This is a genomic window from Brucella tritici, from assembly GCF_902825325.1.
Taxonomy (GTDB): domain Bacteria; phylum Pseudomonadota; class Alphaproteobacteria; order Rhizobiales; family Rhizobiaceae; genus Brucella.
On the sequence record NZ_CADEAR010000009.1, the window covers coordinates 25228 to 46294 of the forward strand.

Consider the following 21067-nt stretch of genomic DNA (forward strand, 5'->3'; position numbering starts at 1 on the left):
GTCGGAAAAATCCTCCACAAAATGTGGTGGAGAGCGGTACGGCCAACGGTTTTGGTTACCGGTTAAATGTACGGTCTCGTCTATGCTGCAATATGCTTGTATAATAGAGTATAAATCTGAACCTCCTGTCAGCTTTAGATTTTGTCGCAAAAGTCCGGGATATAGTCGGTTAGAGACAACAATTCCACATGACTTGCGCGCCGGATTGGGTTAAGGGAGTTTCGTCGGGTGTCGGGACGCCATATCATGTGACGTTCTTACACTGTCTGTCTGCGGGAGAGCGCCAACTGGTCGCCGAAGGGGAAATCGCCCGAAATCTCTCAGGTACAAGGAACCGCAGACGGGTAAGACAACTCTGGAAAGTCGGGGGAAACCCTGCGCCGAAGGTGTAAGTGTAGCTTTCAGCTATGCGAGTCTCTCAGGCCTGAGACAGAGGGGCACGAAGCAACCGCATTTTGCGGAGGCACACGTGCGACTCTGGAGTTGTTATGGGCGATACCGCACACTTGAATACCCTGCCATTGCAGGATTTGCATGAAGAAGCTGGCGCGCGCTTCGGCGGCTTTGCTGGCTGGAACATGCCGATCACCTATCCGCTGGGCGTGATGAAGGAACATCTTCACACGCGCCAGCATGTTGGCCTCTTCGATATTTCACATATGAAGCTGATCGACGTTTCGGGCGCAGATGCTATCGCACTTCTGGCCGAAACCTGTCCGCTTGATCCATCGTCTCTGAAAACCGGCCAGTCGAAATACACTTTCTTCCTCAATGACAAGGGCGGCGTTCTTGACGATCTTATCGTCACGCGTCTTGGCGAAGACCGTTTCATGGTTGTTGCCAACGCGGGCAACGCCGATGCCGATATTGAGCATCTCAATGAAGCAGCATCTGGCAAGGATGTAACGGTCAATCCACTGGATCGCGTTTTTCTGGCTATTCAGGGTCCGGAAGCCGAAAGCGTCATTAATGATGCAGGTTTGGCTGGCGCAGAACTCAGTTTTATGAGCGGCTTTGAGCCCAAAGCTGGTTGGTTCATGACCCGTTCGGGCTATACCGGCGAAGACGGTTTTGAAATCGGCCTGCCTGCTGATGAAGCTCGTGTACTTGCAACGAAACTGCTTGCCGACGAGCGCGTCGAATGGATTGGTCTTGCCGCTCGCGACAGTCTGCGCCTTGAAGCCGGTCTCTGCCTGCACGGTCAGGACATAACGCCGGAAACCGATCCTGTTTCGGCGGGTCTCACTTGGGCAATTGCCAAGCCTGTGCGCGAAAAGGCTGCGTTCAACGGCGCAAAGGCTGTGCTGGACGCGATCGCCAAGGGCGCATCTGCCAAGCGCGTCGGCCTGAAGCCTGAAGGCCGCCAGCCGGTCCGCGGTGGAGCTGACCTCTTTGATGAATCCGGTCGCCAGATCGGCACTGTTACTTCCGGTGGGTTCGGTCCATCGGCAGGATTCCCGGTTGCCATGGGCTATGTCGAGGCAAGTCTCGCTACCCCCGGCACACGTGTTTTCGCTGACGTTCGCGGCAACAAGGTTCCCGTTGACGTTTCGGCGCTTCCCTTCACTCCGCATCGCTATCGCAAAGGATGATTTCCATGGCCAATATCCTGTTCACCGAAGATCACGAGTGGATCAGCGTCGAAAACGGCGTTGCCACTGTTGGCATTACGATCCACGCACAGGAACAACTGGGTGACCTCGTTTTCGTCGAGCTGCCGGACGTCGGCCGCACGGCCACGAAAGGCGAAGGCATCGTGGTTGTGGAATCGGTCAAGGCCGCTTCCGACGTTTACGCGCCGGTTGATGGCGAAGTGGTCGAAGTCAACGAAGCCGTTGCAAGCGATCCGGCTCTTATCAATCAGGCCGCAGAAGGCGAAGGCTGGCTTTTCAAGCTGAAGCTTTCCGACGAAGGCCAGCTCTCCGGCCTGCTCGACAAGGCCGGTTACGACAAACTGGTAGGGTAAACAAATGACGCAGCAGGTTCTTCCCTTTGTTGCCCGTCATATCGGGCCAAGATTGGAAGACGAGCGCGCAATGCTTGCAGCGCTCGGCCTTCCTTCCATGGAAACCCTTATCACCCAGGCGGTTCCCGCATCTATTCGTTTGAATCTCGCGCTCGATTTGCCCGCTGCTTTGAGCGAACATGCAGCGCTTGCGGAGCTCAATGAAATCATGGGCCGCAATGTGGTGAAGAAGAGCTTCATCGGTGCGGGCTATCATGGTGTGGAAACACCGCCTGTCATTCAGCGCAACCTGTTTGAAAATCCGGCCTGGTACACGGCCTACACGCCGTACCAGTCGGAAATCAGCCAGGGCCGCCTCGAGCTTCTTTTCCACTTCCAGACGCTGGTTGCTGAACTGACCGGCCTGCCGGTTGCTTGCGCCTCGCTTCTCGATGAAGCGACCGCAGTTGCCGAAGCTATAGGCGTTGCCTGCCGTCATCACCGCGACAAGCGCAGCCGTATCTTGCTTGCTGGCGAACTGCATCCGCAGAGTGTTGACGTGATCAACACCCGCGCCGAACCGCTTGGCTGGGAGATCGAAACTGGCAGCACTGTCGATGACAATACCGCTGCCATCGTCGTGCCGTGGCCGGATACGCGTGGCGTCTATGGCGATTTCGGCAAGGTCATCGCCGATGCGAAGGCTAAAGGCACACTGGTTATCGCAGTTGCTGATCCGTTGGCACTGACCATCATGGAAGCGCCAGCCAGTTGGGGCGCCGACATGGCTGTAGGCTCCATGCAGCGTTACGGCGTGCCGATGGGCTTCGGTGGTCCACATGCCGCATATCTGGCGGTGTCGGAACCTCTGACCCGCATCATTCCGGGCCGCATCGTCGGTCAGTCGGTCGATGCGCATGGCCGTGCAGCCTATCGTCTGGCGCTCCAGACCCGCGAACAGCATATCCGTCGCGACAAGGCGACCTCGAACATCTGTACCGCGCAGGCACTGCTCGCCAATATGGCCGCATCCTTCGCGATCTGGCACGGTCCTGCTGGTTTGCAGGCTATTGCAACGCGTGTTGCTGGTCTTGCTGCACGCTTTGCGGCTGGCCTCAAGGCTGCTGGTGTCGAGATCGCAGGCGATAGCCTGTTCGATACGGTGACGATTAAAGTTGCCGGTAAGGCTGCGAAGATTGCCGATGAAGCCGACAAGGGCGGTCGTCTGCTCCGCATCATCGATGCGGACACGGTTGGCGTGACTTTCGATGAAACCTCGACCGAAGACGATCTGGCCGCACTGGCTGTTCTTTTCGGCGCGAAGGCTGTCGAAGGCGACGCGGTTCTCGTTCCGGGCGACGCGCGCGGTGAGGGCTTCCTGACGCAGGATGTATTCCACTCGCATCGTTCCGAAACCGAGATGATGCGCTTCCTGCGTCGTCTGGCAGACAAGGATCTGGCGCTTGACCGCGCGATGATCCCGCTCGGCTCCTGCACCATGAAGCTCAATGCGGCGGCAGAAATGATGCCGGTGAGCTGGAATACGGTTGCAAACCTGCATCCGTTCGCGCCTGCGGCACAAACCGAAGGCTATGCGAAGATGACATCTGACGTCGAAGCATGGCTTTGCGAAGTCACCGGCTTTGCAGGTGTATCGTTGCAGCCAAATGCTGGCAGTCAGGGCGAATATGCTGGTCTCTTGGCCATCCGTCATTATCACCAGTCGCGTGGCGAAGGTCATCGCAACATCTGCCTGATCCCATCGTCTGCGCATGGCACCAATCCGGCCAGCGCCTCGATGGCAGGCATGAGCGTTGTCGTGGTCAATTGCCGTCCGGATGGCGATATCGATATCGACGATCTCAAGGCCAAGGCCGAGAAGCATCGCGATAATCTCGCCGCCTTCATGATCACCTATCCGTCGACCTATGGCGTGTTCGAAGAAGGCATCAAGGCTTTCTGTGAAATCGTCCATGACAATGGCGGTCAGGTCTATTTCGACGGAGCAAACCTCAATGCACTCGTCGGCCTTGCTCGCCCTTGCGACATTGGCGCCGATGTTTGCCACATGAACCTGCACAAGACCTTCTGCATCCCACATGGCGGCGGCGGTCCGGGTGTTGGTCCGATTGGCGTTGCAAAGCATCTGGTGCCTTATCTGCCGGGGCATGTCGACCTCGGTTCCAAGCACGCTGTTTCGGCTGCACCGTTCGGCAGCGCGTCCATTCTGGTCATTACGTGGATGTATATCCGCATGATGGGCGGCGCGGGTCTCAAGAAGGCAACCGAGGCTGCAATCCTCAACGCCAACTATATCGCGTATCGTCTGAAGGACGCATATCCGATCCTTTATACCGGCGCGCATGATCGGGTGGCGCATGAGTGCATCGTGGATACGCGTGTTCTGAAGGATAGCGCGGGCGTAACCGTGGAAGATGTGGCCAAGCGCCTGATCGACTATGGTTTCCATGCGCCGACCATGTCCTGGCCGGTTGCGGGTACGCTGATGATCGAGCCGACGGAATCCGAGCCGAAGTCGGAAATCGACCGTCTTTGCGACGCGATGATTGCCATTGCTGGTGAGGCGAAGAAGATTGCCGATGGTGTCTGGCCGCAGGATGACAATCCTCTTGCCAACGCACCGCACACGGCAGGCGATACGCTGGCCAGTGAATGGACGCATCCTTACACGCGTGAGGAAGCGGTTTTCCCGGCGATTAGCCTCGGCGGTGAATTCGACACGACGGCAAAATATTGGCCGCCGGTCAGTCGTGTTGACAATGTCGGCGGTGACAGAAACCTCATCTGCTCTTGCCCACCAGTAGCAGCCTACGGCTGAAATAAAATGTAGGTCAGTCGATGGAAAGCGCCGCGGAAACGCGGCGCTTTTTTGTGTCGTACCCAAGTGTATTTTGCTGATTAACTGAAAATAAGTTAATACGCAGAAGTGCGATTTTGAAAAAGCTGAGTTTTTTGAATTAGTGTTTTTAAAACAGCGATTTGTACAAGTTGCGCATTTTTGGTGAAAAGAGGAGGGAGCCAGAAATGTGGGCAAAAAAAGAGCCGGACTGGGAAGTCCGGCTAAGTTATGAAGGTGCCACATTGGGCAAACCTCCAGAGGGGAACACTTACCGCGCGCAATGGGAGGAGGCACAGCGGTAAGTGACTGTGATATGTATCACCTTGCTCCAATCTTCAACCCCTGAAACACGAAATTTTTGACCATTTCGGAAAATTCTGAAACTTTTCGGGTTCCGGCTGCGTTCTCCGGCTTATTGGTCAGCATTTGTATCCTGTGGTGCCTGTGGCGTGCTCCAAATCGAAACAATCTCCCGTTGCAAATGGCAAGTCGGTGCGACTCGCAAATCAGCCTGCAAAGTTTTGGGATGTATTCGCACTGGCTGATGGCTAGGATGTCTTCGGGAACTACTGGCATCGCTGCGAATGGGAGATTTCATGGATTTGCGGCTGCTTCTGCTTATGGTTGTCGCCGGCATAGGCCTCGGCGTTCTGTTAATTCATTTTCTGGGTGGGGGGCTGAAACGCAGCATTCTTCCCGACGACGAAAGTGTCAGAACGCGCTTTCATCTTGACTATCCCGAGATCGAAATCAGTGAGATTTGTTATACGGATGATCGTCGCACCGCATTTTTCCCGTTGTGTGGCGCATCTGCAGGGCTCGTCCATAGTGTCGGGGACCGCTTTCTGACGCGATGCATGACCGCCGCAGATATCCTTGCTCTTGAGGATAAGGGCGATACCGAACTGATATTGCATATGAAGGATTTTACCTGGCCCAAAGCACGATTCCTTTTCAGAAACGCTGCGGATCGGGAAAGAGTGATATTCTGGCTTTCAGGTTCGTCTAGGGAGGTGAGCCCGCATGGATAGCAATCCGGTATTTTTCGATGTGACGCGTGTTGCGATCCCGCTTTATGTGCTGGGAATTCTGATTGAGCTCGTGGCTATCCGCTATTGGCAGCGCAAGGGCGAATTTGAAACGAAAGACGCCTTTACAAGCCTGCTCATGGGGGCGGGCAATGTTGCGGCAGGCTTGTTGCTCGGCTTCGTGTCCGTAACAGCTTTGTTGTGGGTCTGGCAGTTCCGCTTTTTTGATCTCGGCCTGTATTGGTGGGTGTTCGTGATCGCCTTCATCTTCGATGATTTGCGCTATTACTGCTATCACCGGATTGCGCATCGTGTGCGCTGGGTCTGGGCGGAACACGTCAACCACCACTCCAGTCAGCACTATAATCTGACGACGGCGCTGCGTCAGTCGTGGACCGGACAGATGACGGGCATGTTCGTGTTGCAGGTGCCGATGGTATTGCTCGGATTTCACCCTGCAGTGATCGCTTTTGTCTATGGGTTCAATCTTATCTATCAATTCTGGATTCACACGGAAGCCGTCGGCAAACTGCCGAAGCCTATCGAGTTCATCTTCAACACCCCGTCGCATCACCGCGTACACCATGCGACCAATCCGCGTTATCTTGACGCGAATTACGCAGGTACGCTGATTGTCTGGGATCGTATGTTCGGCACCTTCGTGGAGGAGTTGCCGGAAGATATGCCGCGCTATGGTATCGTGAAAAATGTTGGCACATTCAATCCGGTGCGTGTCGCATTTCACGAATGGGTCGGTATGTTCAAGGACGTATTCTCGTCAGGTCTCACCTTGCGGCAGCGCCTGATGTATATGATCGCGCCTCCCGGCTGGAGCCATGATGGCAGTCGTAAGACATCTGAAGATTTGAAGGCTGATTATGTCAGGCTGAATCCGTTGCAAGCCGGGAAAGCAGGTTTGCCCGAGGGATTTGAAACCTAGACCGGTTTGATTTCAGCATGCAGTCAACCGATGTTTAATCGTGTTATGACCATGTCTTCAGTGTATTTTCAATGACTTATGCAATCACCTCTGAACTTGGCAGACTATCATTCCTTACTAACTAACGGACCCATAAGCTCCTGAAATAGTTAGAATAATTCTAAAACATTCCCGTGCTGGTCAACTTCATTTAACTTGCAGCGCCGGCTCCGCAGATATAAAAGATGACCAAATGGCGAAGGCTTCGTGCCGGGTTTGAAGAGAAGCGACCAAGGGACAGGCCGATTTCTCTGTCTTTTGGATAGTCGGAATGCTCGTACCTTTTCTCATCATGTTCCGCGAAGGCGTTGAAGCAGCGCTGATCGTCGGTATTATAGCCAGTTATCTTCACCAGACCGGGCGTAGCGCATGGATGCCCGTAGTCTGGATCGGCATTTTGCTTGCTCTGGCTATGTCGCTTACCGTTGGCGCTATCCTGCAGCTTCTGAGTGCGGAATTCCCGCAGAAAGCGCAGGAGCTTTTCGAAGCCATTATTGGTCTTATTGCCGTTGTTGTACTGACCTCAATGGTGTTCTGGATGCGCAAGGCCGCACGCTCCATCAAGTCGGAACTGCATCACTCCATCGATGCAGCCTTTCAGACATCAACGCACAAAGGCTTCGGTCTCATTCTGATGGTGTTCTTCGCCGTCGCACGTGAGGGACTGGAATCGGTCTTCTTTCTGTTAGCGGCTTTTCAGCAGAGCGAAGGGCCCGCAGCACCGCTTGGCGCGCTTCTCGGTGTTTTGCTGGCGGTCGCTGTTGGCTACGGCATCTTTAAAGGTGGCTTGAAGCTGAACCTTCGTCGCTTCTTCCGCTGGACCGGTGTTTTCATTTTGATCATCGCGGCGGGCATTCTCGCCAATTCTGTCATGGCGCTGCACGAAGCTGGTATCTGGAACCATTTCCAGACGGTTGTTTTCGATATGAGCGATGTTCTGCCACTCGACAGCACGCTTGGCTCGGTTCTGGCGGGTGTGTTCGGTTACATCGCAACGCCGACCGTCAGTGAAGTGGTCGCCTATGTCGCTTTCCTCGTTCCGGCGCTCATCCTGTTCCTGATGCCAGCCAGTGCACCGGCAACCGCAAGCCAGGCCAAAACAAGCGCACAGTAAAAGAGATTTCAATGACGAATCCGAAACCCGCTGAACCCATGTCGCGCAATCTGGTCCGCATAGGACTTGCCCTCGCCGTGCTGTTGCTGCTCGCCGCTGGTGCTGCGTTTTATTATGCATCCCGAGTGTCGGACAAAGCCCGCCATGCAGAAGCCGGTGACAAAATACAGGTCGCGATCAACGCAAAAAGCTGCGAGCCGAACGAACTGACGGTTCCGGCCGGGCGGTCGGTATTTGAAATCGTCAATAAGTCGGACCGGACGGTCGAGTGGGAAATCCTTGACGGTGTGATGGTTCTGGAAGAGCGCGAAAATATTGCGCCTGGCTTCAAGCAGACCATAACCGCCAAGCTGACACCCGGCGAATACCAGATTACCTGTGGGCTCCTTTCCAATCCGCGCGGCAAGCTGACCGTAACTGCGACTGCTGCCAGCGAGGCGGAAAAGGGCAAGCTTCCGCTTACCGCTTTCATTGGTGCGCTAGCCGAATATCAGATTTATCTGACCACAGAGGTCGCTGAATTCCAAAAAGCTGTTGCGGCACTTTCCACGGCAATAGCGAGTGGTAACCTTGAGGCCGCACAAGCGGCTTACGGTCCGGCGCGTGAAGCCTATGCGCGCATTGCTCCTGTCTCGGAGGCGTTCTCCGATCTTGATACAGCTATCAATGCTCGCGCCGATTATTTTGAAAAGCGTGAGCAGGACCCTGCGTTCGGTGGTTTGCACCGTATCGAATACGGTTTGTTCGAACAGAAATCCGTCGATGGACTGGCGCTTGTTGCTGGCAAGCTCGAGCAGGATACTACTGCATTGAAAGAGCGCATTCGCGGGCTTCGCATTTCACCGGATCGCATGATGGCGGGCACTGCTTCCGCGTTGAACCGTTTTGCTTCGACCGCGTCTGATGCCGGTGAAGACCGTTATGCGCACACCGATCTGCAGGCTTTGTCTGGCCTCCTGGAAGGTTCCGGAAAGACTGCCGATGTCCTGCGCCCCATCGTTTCAAAGGCTGATCCGAAAGCCTTTGAAGGCATCGACAAGGATGCGGCTTCGATCAAGGCGCTGCTTGATACAGGGGCCGAAGGCAACAGCTACAAAGCGTACGATGCTCTGTCGTCTGATGAAAAGGCGAAAATGAAGGAAGGTGCGGCTCAACTCGCTGCACAGTTTACGAAACTCCGCGATCAGCTTGGGGTAGATTGATGACCAGAAAATTTTTCAAAACTGATAAGATTACCACTGAAGAACCTGTTTCAGCTGGCCGCCGTGCACTGCTCCTCGGGGCTGGTGCAACCGGGGTTGCCGGAGCCGTCGCAGGTGTGCTTGCCCCGCAGGCGGCCCATGCTCTTTCTTCGGAAAGCGTGACCAATGCGCCGGAAAGCGAAAAGCTTCACGAAAACCAGCCTTTTTACGGAAAGCACCAGCCGGGTATTGTTACGCCGCGACCCGCCGCCGGTCTGGTCGCTTCCTTCGATGTGCTGGCGCGTGACCGCGCTGAACTCGAGCGCATGTTCAAGCTGCTGACCGAGCGGACCGAATTCTTGATGAAGGGTGGGGAGCCGCCGGAACTCGATGCGAAGTTTCCGCCATCGGATTCTGGCATTCTCGGACCTGTCGTCACGCCGGACAATCTCACGGTTACGATCGCGCTTGGCTCATCCCTGTTCGATGATCGTTTCGGTTTGAAGCCGTTGAAGCCGAAACTTCTGCAACGCATGACCGGCTTCCCCAACGACGCCTTGCAGAAGGACATCTGCCACGGGGATATCGTTATTCAGTTTTGTTCCAATACGCCGGACACGAACATCCATGCGCTGCGCGACATCATGAAGAATATGCCTGATCTTCTGATGGTTCGGTGGAAACAGGAAGGCACAGTTCCGGTGCAGCCGCCACATTCGCCTCGAGCTAAGGAAAGCGCCCGAAACTTCCTCGGCTTCCGCGACGGGTCCGCCAATCCGGATTCCGCCGACGATGCATTAATGAATCGCATCGTCTGGGTGCAGAAGCAAAATGAAGAGCCGGACTGGGCGATGAATGGCAGCTATATGGCTGTACGCATTATTCGCAATTTCGTCGAACGCTGGGATCGCACGCCACTTCAGGAGCAGGAAGCCATTTTCGGACGTCGCAAAGATAGCGGCGCGCCGTTCGACGGCAAGACCGAAGCCGATGTTCCCGATTATGCGAAGGATGCGGATGGCAAGGTGACGCCGCTCGACTCGCATATTCGTTTGGCGAATCCGCGCGATGCCAATGCCGAGCAGCACCTCATTCTGCGTCGGCCATTCAACTATTCCAACGGCGTCAGCAAGTCTGGCCAGCTTGATATGGGTCTCCTCTTCATCGCCTATCAGGCTGATTTGGAAAAGGGCTTCATCACGGTTCAGAACCGGCTCAACGGCGAGCCATTGGAAGAATACCTGAAACCGATTGGAGGCGGGTATTTCTTCGCGTTGCCGGGTGTTCAGGATAACAAGGACTATTACGCGCGCGCACTTTTGGAGGCAAGCGGTCCGCAAAATGCACGCGGGTGAGGATCGCATCTCAAGTTTTTGATTTAACGCGCATTTCCCGCGATGCGCTTTATCTGGAGAGGCTAAATATGAAGTATCGTCTGCCATTGTATGTATCTGGGCTCGCATCGGCATGTGCCGTTGCCCTCACGCTCAGCTTCGGCGCAGCCAAGGCCGAAGTTTCACCGCTGGACCTCGTTCAGCCGATCGCTGACTACAAAGTCTATGTGCAGGAAAACCTCGACGTTCTGGTAAAGGACACCAAGGCTTTCACCGACGCGGTCAAGGCAGGTGATCTCGAAAAGGCCAAAGGGCTTTATCCTTCTACGCGCGTTTCGTATGAAAAGATCGAGCCTATTGCCGAGCTTTTCGCTGATCTTGACGCTTCGATCGACAGCCGTGCCGATGACCATGAAAATGGTGAGAAGTCGGAAGATTTCACCGGGTTTCACCGCATCGAATATGGCCTGTTTGCGCAGAATTCGACTGAAGGACTCGCTCCGATTGCTGACAAGCTCTATGCAGATGTGCTGGAACTCCAGAAGCGCGTAAAAGACCTGACTGTTCCGCCGGAAAAGGTCGTCGGTGGTGCCGCTGCCTTGCTGGAAGAAGTAGCTGCAACCAAGATTTCCGGCGAGGAAGACCGTTACAGTCACACCGATCTTTGGGATTTCAAGGCCAATGTCGATGGTGCCCAGAAGATTGTTGAGCTCTTCAAGCCTTTGCTGGAAAAGGAAAATCCAGACCTCGTGAAGAAGGTGGAAGCCAATTTCAAGACTGTCGATGATATTCTCGCAAAGTACAAGAAGGGTGACGGTTACGAATCCTACGACAAGCTGTCGGATGATGATCGCAAGGCACTTGCTGGTCCTGTGACCACGCTTGCCGAAGATCTTTCTACCCTGCGCGGCACGCTCGGCCTGAACTAAATTACGGAAATAAAATGGCGGGTTAACCCGCCATTTTTATGCGCTCATACGCAGCTTGATTTCGGCATTAAGCAAAATGCGCTGTGTTTCCGGCAGTTCCAGTCGGTCATCCGTTGTTTCGCTCAATGTTCGAAACAAGAGCTCAATCGCCAGCCGCCCGATTTCATTATAATCCTGCGCCACTGTGGTGAGTGGCGGGCACGTATATTCCGATAGCGGATTATTGTCGTGACCGGCGACACGAACGTCGCAATCCTTGAGTCTGCCGATTTTCAGACCAGCCTGCCAGAGTGCGCTGGTTACGCCAAAGGCGATGCGATCATTGGAGCATAGAACAGTGCTTGTCGGAAGACGTCCCTTTTCGCGCAGAATTCGCGCGGTCTGCTCGAAGGCATAACGTTCGAAATCCCAGCTTCGGCTTTGTTCGAGGTCAATGATGCGCGGCTCATAACCCAGCTTTTCCATGGCCTGTCGATAGGCATCTTGTCGTTTGATAGCGTTGTTATTGACCATCGGCATGGAAAAATAGCAGGGCTCGCTGCCCGAGCGGCACAGATAGTCGACGATCAGATGAAAGGACTTGAGATTGTCGGTGCCGACAAAGGGCGAGGTGTTGTCGAGCGGAGAGTCGACATAGACAATTGGAACGTCATCGGCGAGGCGCGCCAGTGTCGAATGTTGCGACTCTTCCCCAAGCGGCGCGATGATGGCGCCTGCGACATTGAGCGAACGCAGAGTTTCAATTGCCTGCTTTTCCAGCTCAGGCTTGCCATCGGATGACAGAACAATCGCAAGATAGCCGCGTTGCTCTGCGAGCGACTGCAATCGCTTCGTCATCGCCATGTAGAAATGATCGAGCTGATTGGGAATAATTATACCCAAAATTGTCGTGCGACGTCGATTGAGGTTCACCGCGAAAAGATTAGGCCTAAAGCCGGATTGCTTGATCGCTGCTTCGATCAGTTCGCGAGTCTTGGGGCGGACGGATGATGGATCGCTGAAATATTTCGAAACCGTCGGACGTGAAAGCCCAACAAACTCCGAAAAATCCTCCATGGTGCGTATTGTCTTGCGCACGTCTTTACGTCCTGTTCGTCAGTTGTCGCGAGTTGAATGCACACGACGATGCTGTTTTTTGCGAAGCCGCCGCATAAACTGGAATGTGCTGATTTCTCAGGACAAAATCTGGCCCCGGTTGCCGCTTCTTCAACGATTTCAGGATGTTCCTCCAGCTTCGCTCGCCTTTGTTCTCCTCTAGGCGAAGTCCGGTCAAACTGTCAAAGGCGGGGCAAAACGTCAAGCAGACAAATGTGTTCGCAGAGAATGATGCGGTGAATATCCATATGTGCTAAAACATCGGTTCGTGAATTTGGCAGGTGGAAATGTCCGCGATTTCAGCCTTCAGAACTGTTCACAATGGCGGTCGTTTCTCCTCGCAACGCAAAATTGAAAACCGTCCTTGACAAGCTACGGACGCTCGCGCCATAAATTTTACATATGTAAGAATTTTGCTATGCATTCGTAAAGGAGGAGACGAAATGCGGACCAAGTCTTATGTTGCAGGGCTTATTGCGTCTGCTGCAGGTGTTGCAGTTATGGCCGGGGCTGCGTGGGCGGAAGAGCTCACTATCGCGACGGTCAATAATGGTGACATGATCATCATGCAGAAACTGTCGCCGGAATGGGAAAAAGCCACCGGCAATAAAATCAACTGGGTTGTACTTGAAGAAAACGTGTTGCGTCAGCGCGTCACGACCGATATTGCCACCAAGAGCGGCCAGTTCGATATCCTGACCATTGGCGGTTACGAGACGCCAATCTGGGGCAAGGCCGGCTGGCTTCTGTCGGTCGATGATCTCGGTGATGATTACGGTTATGACGATCTCATCAAGCCGGTTCGCGCCGGTCTGACGGTCGATGGCAAGCTCTACGCTGTGCCATTCTATGCCGAAAGCTCGTTTACACTTTATCGCAAGGACTTGTTTGACGCGGCGGGCCTCAAAATGCCCGATGCGCCAACCTATGCGGAAATCAAGGATTTCGCGACCAAGCTGACCGACAAGTCCAAAGAACAATATGGTCTCTGCCTGCGCGGAAAGCCGGGCTGGGGCGAGAACATGGCTTATCTCGGTACGCTGATCAATACGTTCGGTGGCAGGTGGTTCGATGAAAACTGGAAGCCTCAGATCAATTCGGACGAATGGAAGAAGGCGATCAACTTCTACGTCGATCTAATGAAGGAAGCAGGCCCTCCCGGAATTACCTCGAACGGCTTCAACGAAAATCAGGCCCTGTTCTCGACCGGCCATTGCGCCATGTGGATCGACGCTACGTCTGCTGCCGGACGCATCTATGATCCAAAGCAGAGCCAGGTTGCCGACAAGGTTGCCTTTACCAAGGCTCCGGTCGAGGTGACGCCAAACGGTTCCTCATGGGCGTGGTCATGGAATCTCGCAATTCCGGCATCGAGCAAGAAGGCGGAAGCCGCGAAGTCTTTCCTGAAATGGGCAACCTCGAAGGAATATGTCGAGCTCGTCGGCAAGTCGGAAGGTTGGGTTGCTGTTCCTCCGGGTACACGCCAGTCCACCTATGCCAATGAGGAATATAAGAAGGCAGCCCCCTTCGCGGATACGGTACTGAAAGCCATCGAATCTGCCGATCCAACAAAGCCGACCAAGGACCCGGTCCCTTATACTGGCATCCAGTTTGTGGCCATTCCTGAATTCCAGGCCATAGGCACGCTGGTTGGACAGGCAATCTCATCGGCTGTCGCAGGTCAGCAGAGTGTAGATGCGGCGCTCGACGGCGCGCAGCGTCAGGTCGAGCAGATCATGACGCAGGCCGGTTACATCAAGTAGCCGTAAAATAAAGGTCTGCCGCCTTCGGTAGGAGGAAGGCGGCAGACCTGATTTTCGTAGAGGTTCGCCGCAGCGAATCCGAAACGGGAAGGGGAGGATAAGTCCGAATGCCAGCAAACCATGCGTTGGCCGCAGGCACAAAATCACGCTTTGCAGCAAAGTCGCGTCGTAGTGTCCGCACTGGACCGCTGCTCGCTCCAGCCGTCATTCTGCTTCTGCTATGGATGATCGTTCCGCTGGCGATGACCCTGTGGTTCTCGTTTCAGTATTACAATCTCATCAATCCGTTCATTACTGGTTTTGCCGGTTTCTCTAACTACTCCTTCCTTTTATCTGATCCCACCTTATGGTCAGCAATCGCCAAAACGCTGATCCTTGTCGTGTCGGTTCTTGTAATATCAGTTGTCTTTGGCGTGCTTTTCGCAGTCATCTTTGATCAGGATTTCTGGGGTAAGAACATAGCGCGGCTTCTGGTCATTGCGCCGTTCTTCGTCATGCCGACCGTTTCCGCGCTGATCTGGAAAAACCTGCTGATGCATCCGGTGAACGGGCTGTTCGCCTTCATTTCACGCAGTTTCGGCCTGCCGGTAATCGACTGGTTCTCGCAGTTTCCAATGGCTTCCGTCATCATAATTGTATCCTGGCAATGGGTGCCGTTTGCGACACTGATCCTGATGACGGCGATGCAGTCACTGGATCGGGAACAGATGGAGGCGGCGCGCCTGGACGGGGCCAAAGGCCCGGTAATGTTCTATTATATCGTGCTGCCGCATCTGCTGCGCCCGATCTCGGTCGTCATCATGATCGAGACGATCTTCCTTCTGTCGGTATTTGCTGAAATCCTTGTCACCACTTCGGGTGGACCGGGTATCGCCACGACAACGCTTACCTATTTCATCTATCTGAAAGCGCTCCTGCAATGGGATATAGGCGGCGCTTCCGCAGCTGGTGTTATCGCCATCATCCTCGCCAACATCGTTGCCGCGTTCCTGATCCGGACTGTCGCACGAAATCTGGATAATTAGGAGGGCTGACCGATGGCTGCAAAACGCAAGATCAACAAGGCTGCCGTCTCGGCTGGGATCATTGGCTGGATCGTGGCACTGCTAATGTTCTTCCCGATCCTCTGGATGCTGCTCGCCGCATTCAAGACCGAAATCGACGCCGTGGCGCCCCCAAAACTGTTCTTTGAGCCAACGCTGGAGAATTTTGTCGCGGTCAATCAGCGTGCTGATTATTTCCGCTATGCCATGAACAGCATCGTCGAAAGTCTGGGCGCGACTATTCTCTCACTCATTATCGCGGTGCCCGCGGCTTATGCAGCGGCGTTCTTCCCTGGCAAGCGCACCAAAGACCTGCTTCTATGGATGCTGTCCACCAAGATGCTACCTGCAGTCGGTGTGCTGGTGCCGATCTATCTTCTGGCACGTGACACCGGACTTCTTGATACACGCACCGGCCTCATCATCATCTTCACCCTGTCCAACCTGCCGATTGTGGTCTGGATGCTCTACTCCTTCTTCAAGGAAGTCCCTGGTGAAATCCTCGAAGCAAGCCGTATGGACGGTGCGAAAGTTGGCCAGCAGATACGCTACCTACTGTTACCGTTGAGTCTTCCGGGTATCGCATCGACGGCGCTACTGTCCATCATCCTGTGCTGGAACGAAGCGTTCTGGAGCCTGAACCTGACGGCTTCGCAGGCCGGTCCGCTCACTGCATTCATAGCATCCTTCTCGTCACCGGAAGGGCTGTTTTGGGCAAAACTTTCGGCAGCCTCGACGCTCGCAATCGCGCCAATTCTTGTCTTTGGATGGATCACGCAGCGCCAGTTGGTGCGCGGGCTTACCTTTGGCGCAGTGAAATAAAGGGAACGAAATGGCTACACTATCACTGAAAAACGCCACCAAGTCCTTCGGCAATATTGATGTTATCAAGGGCGTCGATCTCGACATTGCAGACCGCGAATTCGTGGTTTTCGTCGGGCCATCCGGTTCAGGCAAGTCAACGCTTCTGCGCATGATTGCCGGGCTTGAGGAAATTACCGGCGGTGACCTCACGATTGATGGCGAACGTATCAATGATACGCCGCCGGACGAGCGTGGTCTTGCCATGGTTTTCCAGACCTATGCGCTCTATCCGCATATGAATGTGCGCGATAATATGGGCTTTGCGCTGAAACTAGCAGGCGTTGCCAAAGCCGAACGCGATCGCAAGGTGGAAGAGGTTGCAAAAACGCTGCAGCTTGACCAATTGCTTGACCGCAAGCCGAAACAGCTTTCTGGCGGTCAGCGTCAACGTGTTGCCATTGGGCGCGCCATGGTGCGCGAACCGAAGATTTTCCTGTTCGATGAGCCGCTTTCCAATCTCGATGCTGCTCTGCGTGTGCAGATGCGTATCGAACTGGCGCGTCTGCACGACCGGCTCAATGCGACAATGATTTATGTCACGCATGATCAGGTGGAAGCGATGACGCTTGCACACAAGATCGTGGTTCTCCGCGACGGGAAGGTGGAGCAGGTGGGATCGCCGCTGGAGCTTTATCACCATCCGGTCAACCGTTTTGTGGCTGGGTTTATCGGTTCACCGACCATGAACTTCATCGAGGTCAAAGCCAGTGCTGTCGATGCCGATGGGGTGACGGTTCAGCTTGCAAATGGACGTTTCGTCAAAGCGCTTGTCAAAAGCGAGGGCGTAAGCGCTGGGGCACCGCTGGTTCTCGGCATTCGTCCGGAACATCTTCATCCGGCAGCCGATGGTATCCTCGAAGGCGAGATCATGGTCGTCGAGCGTCTTGGCGGTGAGACCTATCTCTATGTGCAAAATGAAAGTGCAACCGGACTGATCGTGGCAGAGGCAGGCGGCGGAAGCGCGGCGCGTGCACACGAAGCGGCTAAGCTAGGTTTTGATCCGACTGACGCGCATTTGTTTACTCCCGATGGCAAGGCTTTGGAGCGCTTTGAACGGCATCCATTATTGCTGACGGAGAAGAAAACGCAACTGTGAGAGCAGGCTGCAATATCCCGGAGTATCCCCATGAGACTGAAAGACAAGGTGGCCCTCATCACTGGTGCTGCGCGCGGTATCGGACTTGGCTTCGCCGAGGCCTATGTGCGCGAGGGCGCGAAGGTTATTATTGCCGACATTAATATCGAGCGGGCAGAAGAGGCCGCAAGTAGCATCGGTCCATCGGCCAAGGCGGTAAAGCTTGACGTGACCGACCTCAATCAGATCGACAAGGTAGTCGCGGAGATTGATGCGGAATATGGCGGCATCGATATTCTGGTCAATAATGCCGCGATCTTCGATATGGCCCCTATCAACGAATTGACCGAGGACAGCTATGAGCGTGTGCTTGGCATCAACTTGAAGGGGCCGCTTTTCATGATGAAGGCGGTTTCGAACGTGATGATTAAGCGTGGACGCGGCGGCAAGATCATCAATATGGCGAGCCAGGCGGGCCGTCGCGGCGAGGCGCTGGTGACCCTCTATTGCGCGTCCAAGGCTGCCATCATTTCTGCTACACAGTCGGCAGCTCTCGCGCTCGTCAAGCACGGGATTAATGTCAATGCGATTGCGCCGGGTGTGGTCGATGGCGAACATTGGGACGTCGTGGATGCGAATTTCGCCAAATGGGAAGGCTTGAAGCCGGGAGAGAAAAAAGCGGCGGTGGCTAAGTCCGTGCCGATTGGTCGCTTTGCGACACCAGAAGATATCACCGGCATGGCTGTTTTTCTTGCCTCATCTGATAGTGACTACATCCTCGCTCAGACTTTCGGCGTTGACGGTGGCAACTGGATGGCTTGAGTAGAGGCCGGGACATTTGCAATGAAAGCGATTTATTTTACCGGCCATGGGGAAGCAGGTCTGGCTGACTTGCCGGAACCGGCATTGCAGCCGGGACACGCGCTGATCGACGTCAAGGCATCAGGTCTCTGTCACACCGACATTGATGTCCTGCATGGCCGCTACGGTTCCAGTGCGTTTCCGCTGGTGCCTGGGCATGAATATGCGGGCATTGTGGTCGCCTTGGCGGAAGATGTGACCAATATGAAGGTGGGGGACCGCGTTGCGGTCGATCCGAATATTCCCTGCGGTCATTGTCGTGCCTGCCTCAAGGGACTGACCAATCTCTGCTCCGATCTGAAAGCCTATGGTGTGACCCATAATGGTGGCTTTGCAGGCATGAGCCTTGTCAATGCCAGTCATCTCCACCCCATCGGCGATCTGCCTTTTGATGTAGCAGCACTCGCGGAACCGCTTGCCTGTGTGTTGAACGGGCTTGGTGCGGCGGAGTTGAAGACCGGCCCGCGCGGCACCGAGAACGCGCTTGTCTTCGGTGCGGGGCCGATTGGCTTGTTGCTGGCTTTGTCTTTAAAGGCGCAAGGTGTGCGGCTGGTTTCTGTGGCGGATATCAACGAACATCGTCTGGCCTTTGTCGAGAGTCTCGGCCTCGAGCCTGTCGTATCGGGCTCCGAAATGCTGGATAAGCGCAAGCGCAGTTTCGATTTTGTTGCTGATGCGACCGGCATTGCCAAGGTTGTTGAAAGCATGGTTGGCTTTGCGGCTGACGGCGGTGCGGTTCTGGTGTTTGGCGTTTGCGCACCGGAGGCACGGATTTCGGTCACGCCTTTCGAAATTTTCCGCCGTCAAATTCGAATTGCAGGGTCACATTCGCTGAACCGCAACATTCCGCAGGCCCTGGAAATACTCAAACAGGACAAGGGCGAAATGGCACGCCTCGTTTCGCACCGGTTGCCGCTCAGCGAAATGCTGCCGTTCTTCACCAAGCACGGTGGCGATCCAGCCACGATGAAAGTCCAGTTCGTACCCGATTGAATTGAAGGAAATCGTCATGACCAAGCTGTCGCGTGCAACGCTCCAGAGCTTCGACAAGGTACACAAACCCGGCTACGATCCAACCGGTTTGAAACCGGGCATCGTGCATTTCGGTGTCGGCAATTTTCATCGTGCCCATCAGGCTGTCTATCTGGACGATTTGTTCGGAATGGGTGAGGGGCACGACTGGGCGCTGGTTGGCGCCGGTGTGCGTGGCAGCGACGATGTCATGCGCGACACGCTCAAGGCGCAAGACTGGCTCACCACAGTTGTGGAACAAGAGGCTGGTTATACGGGAGCGAGGATCACCGCTTCCATGGTCGATTATGTAACCATGTCGACAGAGGAAGGGCGAAAGGCTTTGATGGCCTATCTCGCATCGCCCGATACCCGCATTGTTTCCATGACGATTACCGAAGGCGGTTATTACATCGATCCGGCCAGCCAGACTTTCGATCCTGCTCATCCCGATATTGTGGCAGATGCCACCCATCCGGATCAGCCAAAGACTGTGTTCGGCCTGATCGTGCAGGCGCTGAAACTGCGCAAGGCGGCGAGCGTTCAGCCTTTTACCGTCATGTCCTGTGATAACATTCCGGGCAACGGGCATGTGACGGAAGATGCCGTGACGGGATTGGCCAAGTTGAGCGACCCGACCTTTGCCGACTGGATTTCCGCCAATGTTGCTTTTCCAAATTCCATGGTGGATCGCATCACGCCAGCCACCGGCGCGCGCGAGCGTCAAATCGCTGCGAAGGATTTCGGGGTCGATGATGGCTGGCCGGTGTTCTGCGAAGTTTTCAAGCAATGGGTGATGGAGGATAATTTCCCGACTGGACGCCCGGCTCTGGAAAAGGTCGGTGTCACATTCACCGATCAGGTTGCCGCTTATGAACTGATGAAAATCCGTATCTTGAACGGCGGTCATGCAGCCATTGCCTATCCTGGCGGATTGCTCGACATTCATTTCGTGCATGAAGCGATGGAGCATCCGCTGATCCGGCGCTATCTGGAAAAGCTCACCAAGGATGAAATCATCCCGGAAGTGCCGCCCGTTCCAGATACCAATCTCGAAGACTATCGCATCCTCATAGATGAACGCTTCGCAAATCCAAGCATAGGCGACACGATCCGCCGCCTGTGCCTCGATGGCTCCAATCGTCAGCCGAAATTCATTCTGCCAACTGCTTCTGATCGGGTGGCCGAAGGCAAGTCTGTGACAGGGCTGGCGCTCGTTTCCGCGTTCTGGTGCCGCTATTGCTACGGTACGACCGATAGCGGCTCGATTATTGAGCCGAACGATCCGTCATGGGGTCGCCTGACCAAGCAGGCGGCTCTTGCAAAAAACAATCCAGCGGCATGGCTTGCGATGGATGACATCTTCGGCTCGCTCGCGTCAAATCCAGCTTATGTGGCGGCTTTTTCATCCGCACTTCTGCGCATCTGGCAGGATGGGACTGTCAAAACGCTCGAGCGTTATCTGGCAGGTGAGCCGCTATAACTGAAAATTACAATGCGCCCGGATAGACCCTTACCGGGCGGTTGTCCTTGACTGACTCCATCACCACAAAAGTGGATGTGCTTGCCACATTGGGCAGGCTCGAAATCTTTTCGCCCAGCACCTCGCGGTAACGCCGGATGTTGGGCGTTCGCACTTTCAGAAGGTAGTCGAAAGAGCTTGCGATCATATGGCACTCCTCGACTTCACGTATCTTGCGCACGGCTGTGTTGAATGCCTCAAGCGCGGCTTCTCGTGTGTCAGATAGCTTGACCGTCGTAAAGGCGATATGGTCGAGGCCAAGTTTTTCAGGATCAATGGCGGCGCGAAAGCCGACAATATAACCTTCATCGACCAGCCTCTTCAGCCTCGCTTGACATGGAGTCTTGGAAAGGCCGACCTTTTTCGAGAGTTCCGTTACGGGAATGCGTCCGTCTTCGCTCAAGACTTCCAGAATGCGCCTGTCGAATTGATCCAGATCGTCTACAGAATCTATCTTTCGCAT

General features: G+C 54.8%; 18 protein-coding genes and 1 riboswitch. Of the genes, 16 read left to right on the forward strand and 2 right to left on the reverse strand.

The genetic code is table 11. From position 1 onward, the window contains the following. Window positions 1–263: 263 nt before the first annotated feature. Window positions 264–347: riboswitch (glycine riboswitch) on the forward strand. 141 nt (window positions 348–488) lie between these two features. The 9 genes from gcvT (at window position 489) to efeO (HWX93_RS14330) (ending at window position 11370) form a co-directional block, all read left to right on the forward strand. Beyond that, window positions 489–1592: a glycine cleavage system aminomethyltransferase GcvT gene (gcvT, locus tag HWX93_RS14290; protein ID WP_176037698.1), complete on the forward strand. Its 1104-nt coding sequence runs from the start codon at window positions 489–491 to the stop codon at window positions 1590–1592. A gap of 5 nt (window positions 1593–1597) precedes the next feature. Further along, window positions 1598–1966 carry a glycine cleavage system protein GcvH gene (gcvH, locus tag HWX93_RS14295; RefSeq protein WP_010659049.1) on the forward strand — a complete coding sequence of 123 codons (369 nt, stop codon included), beginning with the start codon at window positions 1598–1600 and terminating at the stop codon, window positions 1964–1966. Between the two features lie 4 nt (window positions 1967–1970). Further along, window positions 1971–4784 (forward strand): aminomethyl-transferring glycine dehydrogenase, encoded by a 2814-nt coding sequence (gene gcvP / locus HWX93_RS14300; RefSeq protein ID WP_176037699.1) that lies wholly within the window; start codon window positions 1971–1973, stop codon window positions 4782–4784. 617 nt (window positions 4785–5401) lie between these two features. After that, a complete protein-coding gene (locus HWX93_RS14305; RefSeq protein ID WP_235969111.1) occupies window positions 5402–5836 on the forward strand; it encodes a hypothetical protein in 435 nt (144 codons plus the stop codon). Continuing rightward, window positions 5829–6773: a sterol desaturase family protein gene (locus HWX93_RS14310; protein WP_176037701.1), complete on the forward strand. Its 945-nt coding sequence runs from the start codon at window positions 5829–5831 to the stop codon at window positions 6771–6773. The genes HWX93_RS14305 and HWX93_RS14310 overlap by 8 nt, the downstream gene beginning before the upstream one ends. Before the next feature lie 310 nt (window positions 6774–7083). Continuing rightward, window positions 7084–7926, forward strand: coding sequence for an iron uptake transporter permease EfeU (gene efeU / locus HWX93_RS14315; RefSeq protein ID WP_176037702.1), 843 nt, complete (start codon window positions 7084–7086; stop codon window positions 7924–7926). An 11-nt stretch (window positions 7927–7937) separates the two neighbouring features. Further along, the gene (gene efeO / locus HWX93_RS14320; protein WP_176037703.1) at window positions 7938–9128 is read left to right on the forward strand and encodes an iron uptake system protein EfeO; all 1191 of its coding nucleotides are present in this window, start codon (window positions 7938–7940) and stop codon (window positions 9126–9128) included. Further along, window positions 9128–10462, forward strand: a complete 1335-nt coding sequence (efeB, locus tag HWX93_RS14325) for an iron uptake transporter deferrochelatase/peroxidase subunit (RefSeq protein ID WP_176037704.1) — start codon at window positions 9128–9130, stop codon at window positions 10460–10462. Before efeO (HWX93_RS14320) ends, efeB begins: the two co-directional genes overlap by 1 nt. A 68-nt stretch (window positions 10463–10530) precedes the next feature. Continuing rightward, complete coding sequence (gene efeO / locus HWX93_RS14330) at window positions 10531–11370, forward strand: iron uptake system protein EfeO (RefSeq protein ID WP_176037705.1); 840 nt, start codon at window positions 10531–10533, stop codon at window positions 11368–11370. A gap of 36 nt (window positions 11371–11406) precedes the next feature. On the opposite strand, the gene HWX93_RS14335 is transcribed toward efeO (HWX93_RS14330), so the two are convergent. Then, window positions 11407–12426, reverse strand: a complete 1020-nt coding sequence (locus HWX93_RS14335) for a LacI family DNA-binding transcriptional regulator (protein ID WP_176037816.1) — start codon at window positions 12424–12426, stop codon at window positions 11407–11409. 482 nt (window positions 12427–12908) lie between these two features. Between HWX93_RS14335 and HWX93_RS14340 the strand changes: the two genes are divergently transcribed. The 7 genes from HWX93_RS14340 to HWX93_RS14370 all read left to right on the forward strand — a co-directional run bounded on the left by HWX93_RS14340 (window position 12909) and on the right by HWX93_RS14370 (window position 20565). After that, window positions 12909–14228 (forward strand): ABC transporter substrate-binding protein, encoded by a 1320-nt coding sequence (locus tag HWX93_RS14340; RefSeq protein ID WP_061347017.1) that lies wholly within the window; start codon window positions 12909–12911, stop codon window positions 14226–14228. Between the two features lie 107 nt (window positions 14229–14335). Then, window positions 14336–15253 (forward strand): carbohydrate ABC transporter permease, encoded by a 918-nt coding sequence (locus HWX93_RS14345; RefSeq protein ID WP_061347018.1) that lies wholly within the window; start codon window positions 14336–14338, stop codon window positions 15251–15253. Between the two features lie 12 nt (window positions 15254–15265). Continuing rightward, complete coding sequence (locus HWX93_RS14350) at window positions 15266–16093, forward strand: carbohydrate ABC transporter permease (RefSeq protein WP_176037706.1); 828 nt, start codon at window positions 15266–15268, stop codon at window positions 16091–16093. A gap of 10 nt (window positions 16094–16103) precedes the next feature. Then, window positions 16104–17231, forward strand: a complete 1128-nt coding sequence (locus tag HWX93_RS14355) for an ABC transporter ATP-binding protein (RefSeq protein ID WP_176037707.1) — start codon at window positions 16104–16106, stop codon at window positions 17229–17231. A 30-nt stretch (window positions 17232–17261) separates the two neighbouring features. Continuing rightward, window positions 17262–18032 (forward strand): L-iditol 2-dehydrogenase, encoded by a 771-nt coding sequence (locus HWX93_RS14360; RefSeq protein WP_176037708.1) that lies wholly within the window; start codon window positions 17262–17264, stop codon window positions 18030–18032. Between the two features lie 21 nt (window positions 18033–18053). Beyond that, the gene (locus HWX93_RS14365; protein ID WP_176037709.1) at window positions 18054–19064 is read left to right on the forward strand and encodes a zinc-dependent alcohol dehydrogenase family protein; all 1011 of its coding nucleotides are present in this window, start codon (window positions 18054–18056) and stop codon (window positions 19062–19064) included. A gap of 16 nt (window positions 19065–19080) precedes the next feature. Beyond that, the gene (locus tag HWX93_RS14370) at window positions 19081–20565 is read left to right on the forward strand and encodes a mannitol dehydrogenase family protein (protein WP_176037710.1); all 1485 of its coding nucleotides are present in this window, start codon (window positions 19081–19083) and stop codon (window positions 20563–20565) included. Between the two features lie 7 nt (window positions 20566–20572). On the opposite strand, the gene HWX93_RS14375 is transcribed toward HWX93_RS14370, so the two are convergent. After that, a complete protein-coding gene (locus tag HWX93_RS14375) occupies window positions 20573–21067 on the reverse strand; it encodes an Lrp/AsnC family transcriptional regulator (RefSeq protein ID WP_010659033.1) in 495 nt (164 codons plus the stop codon).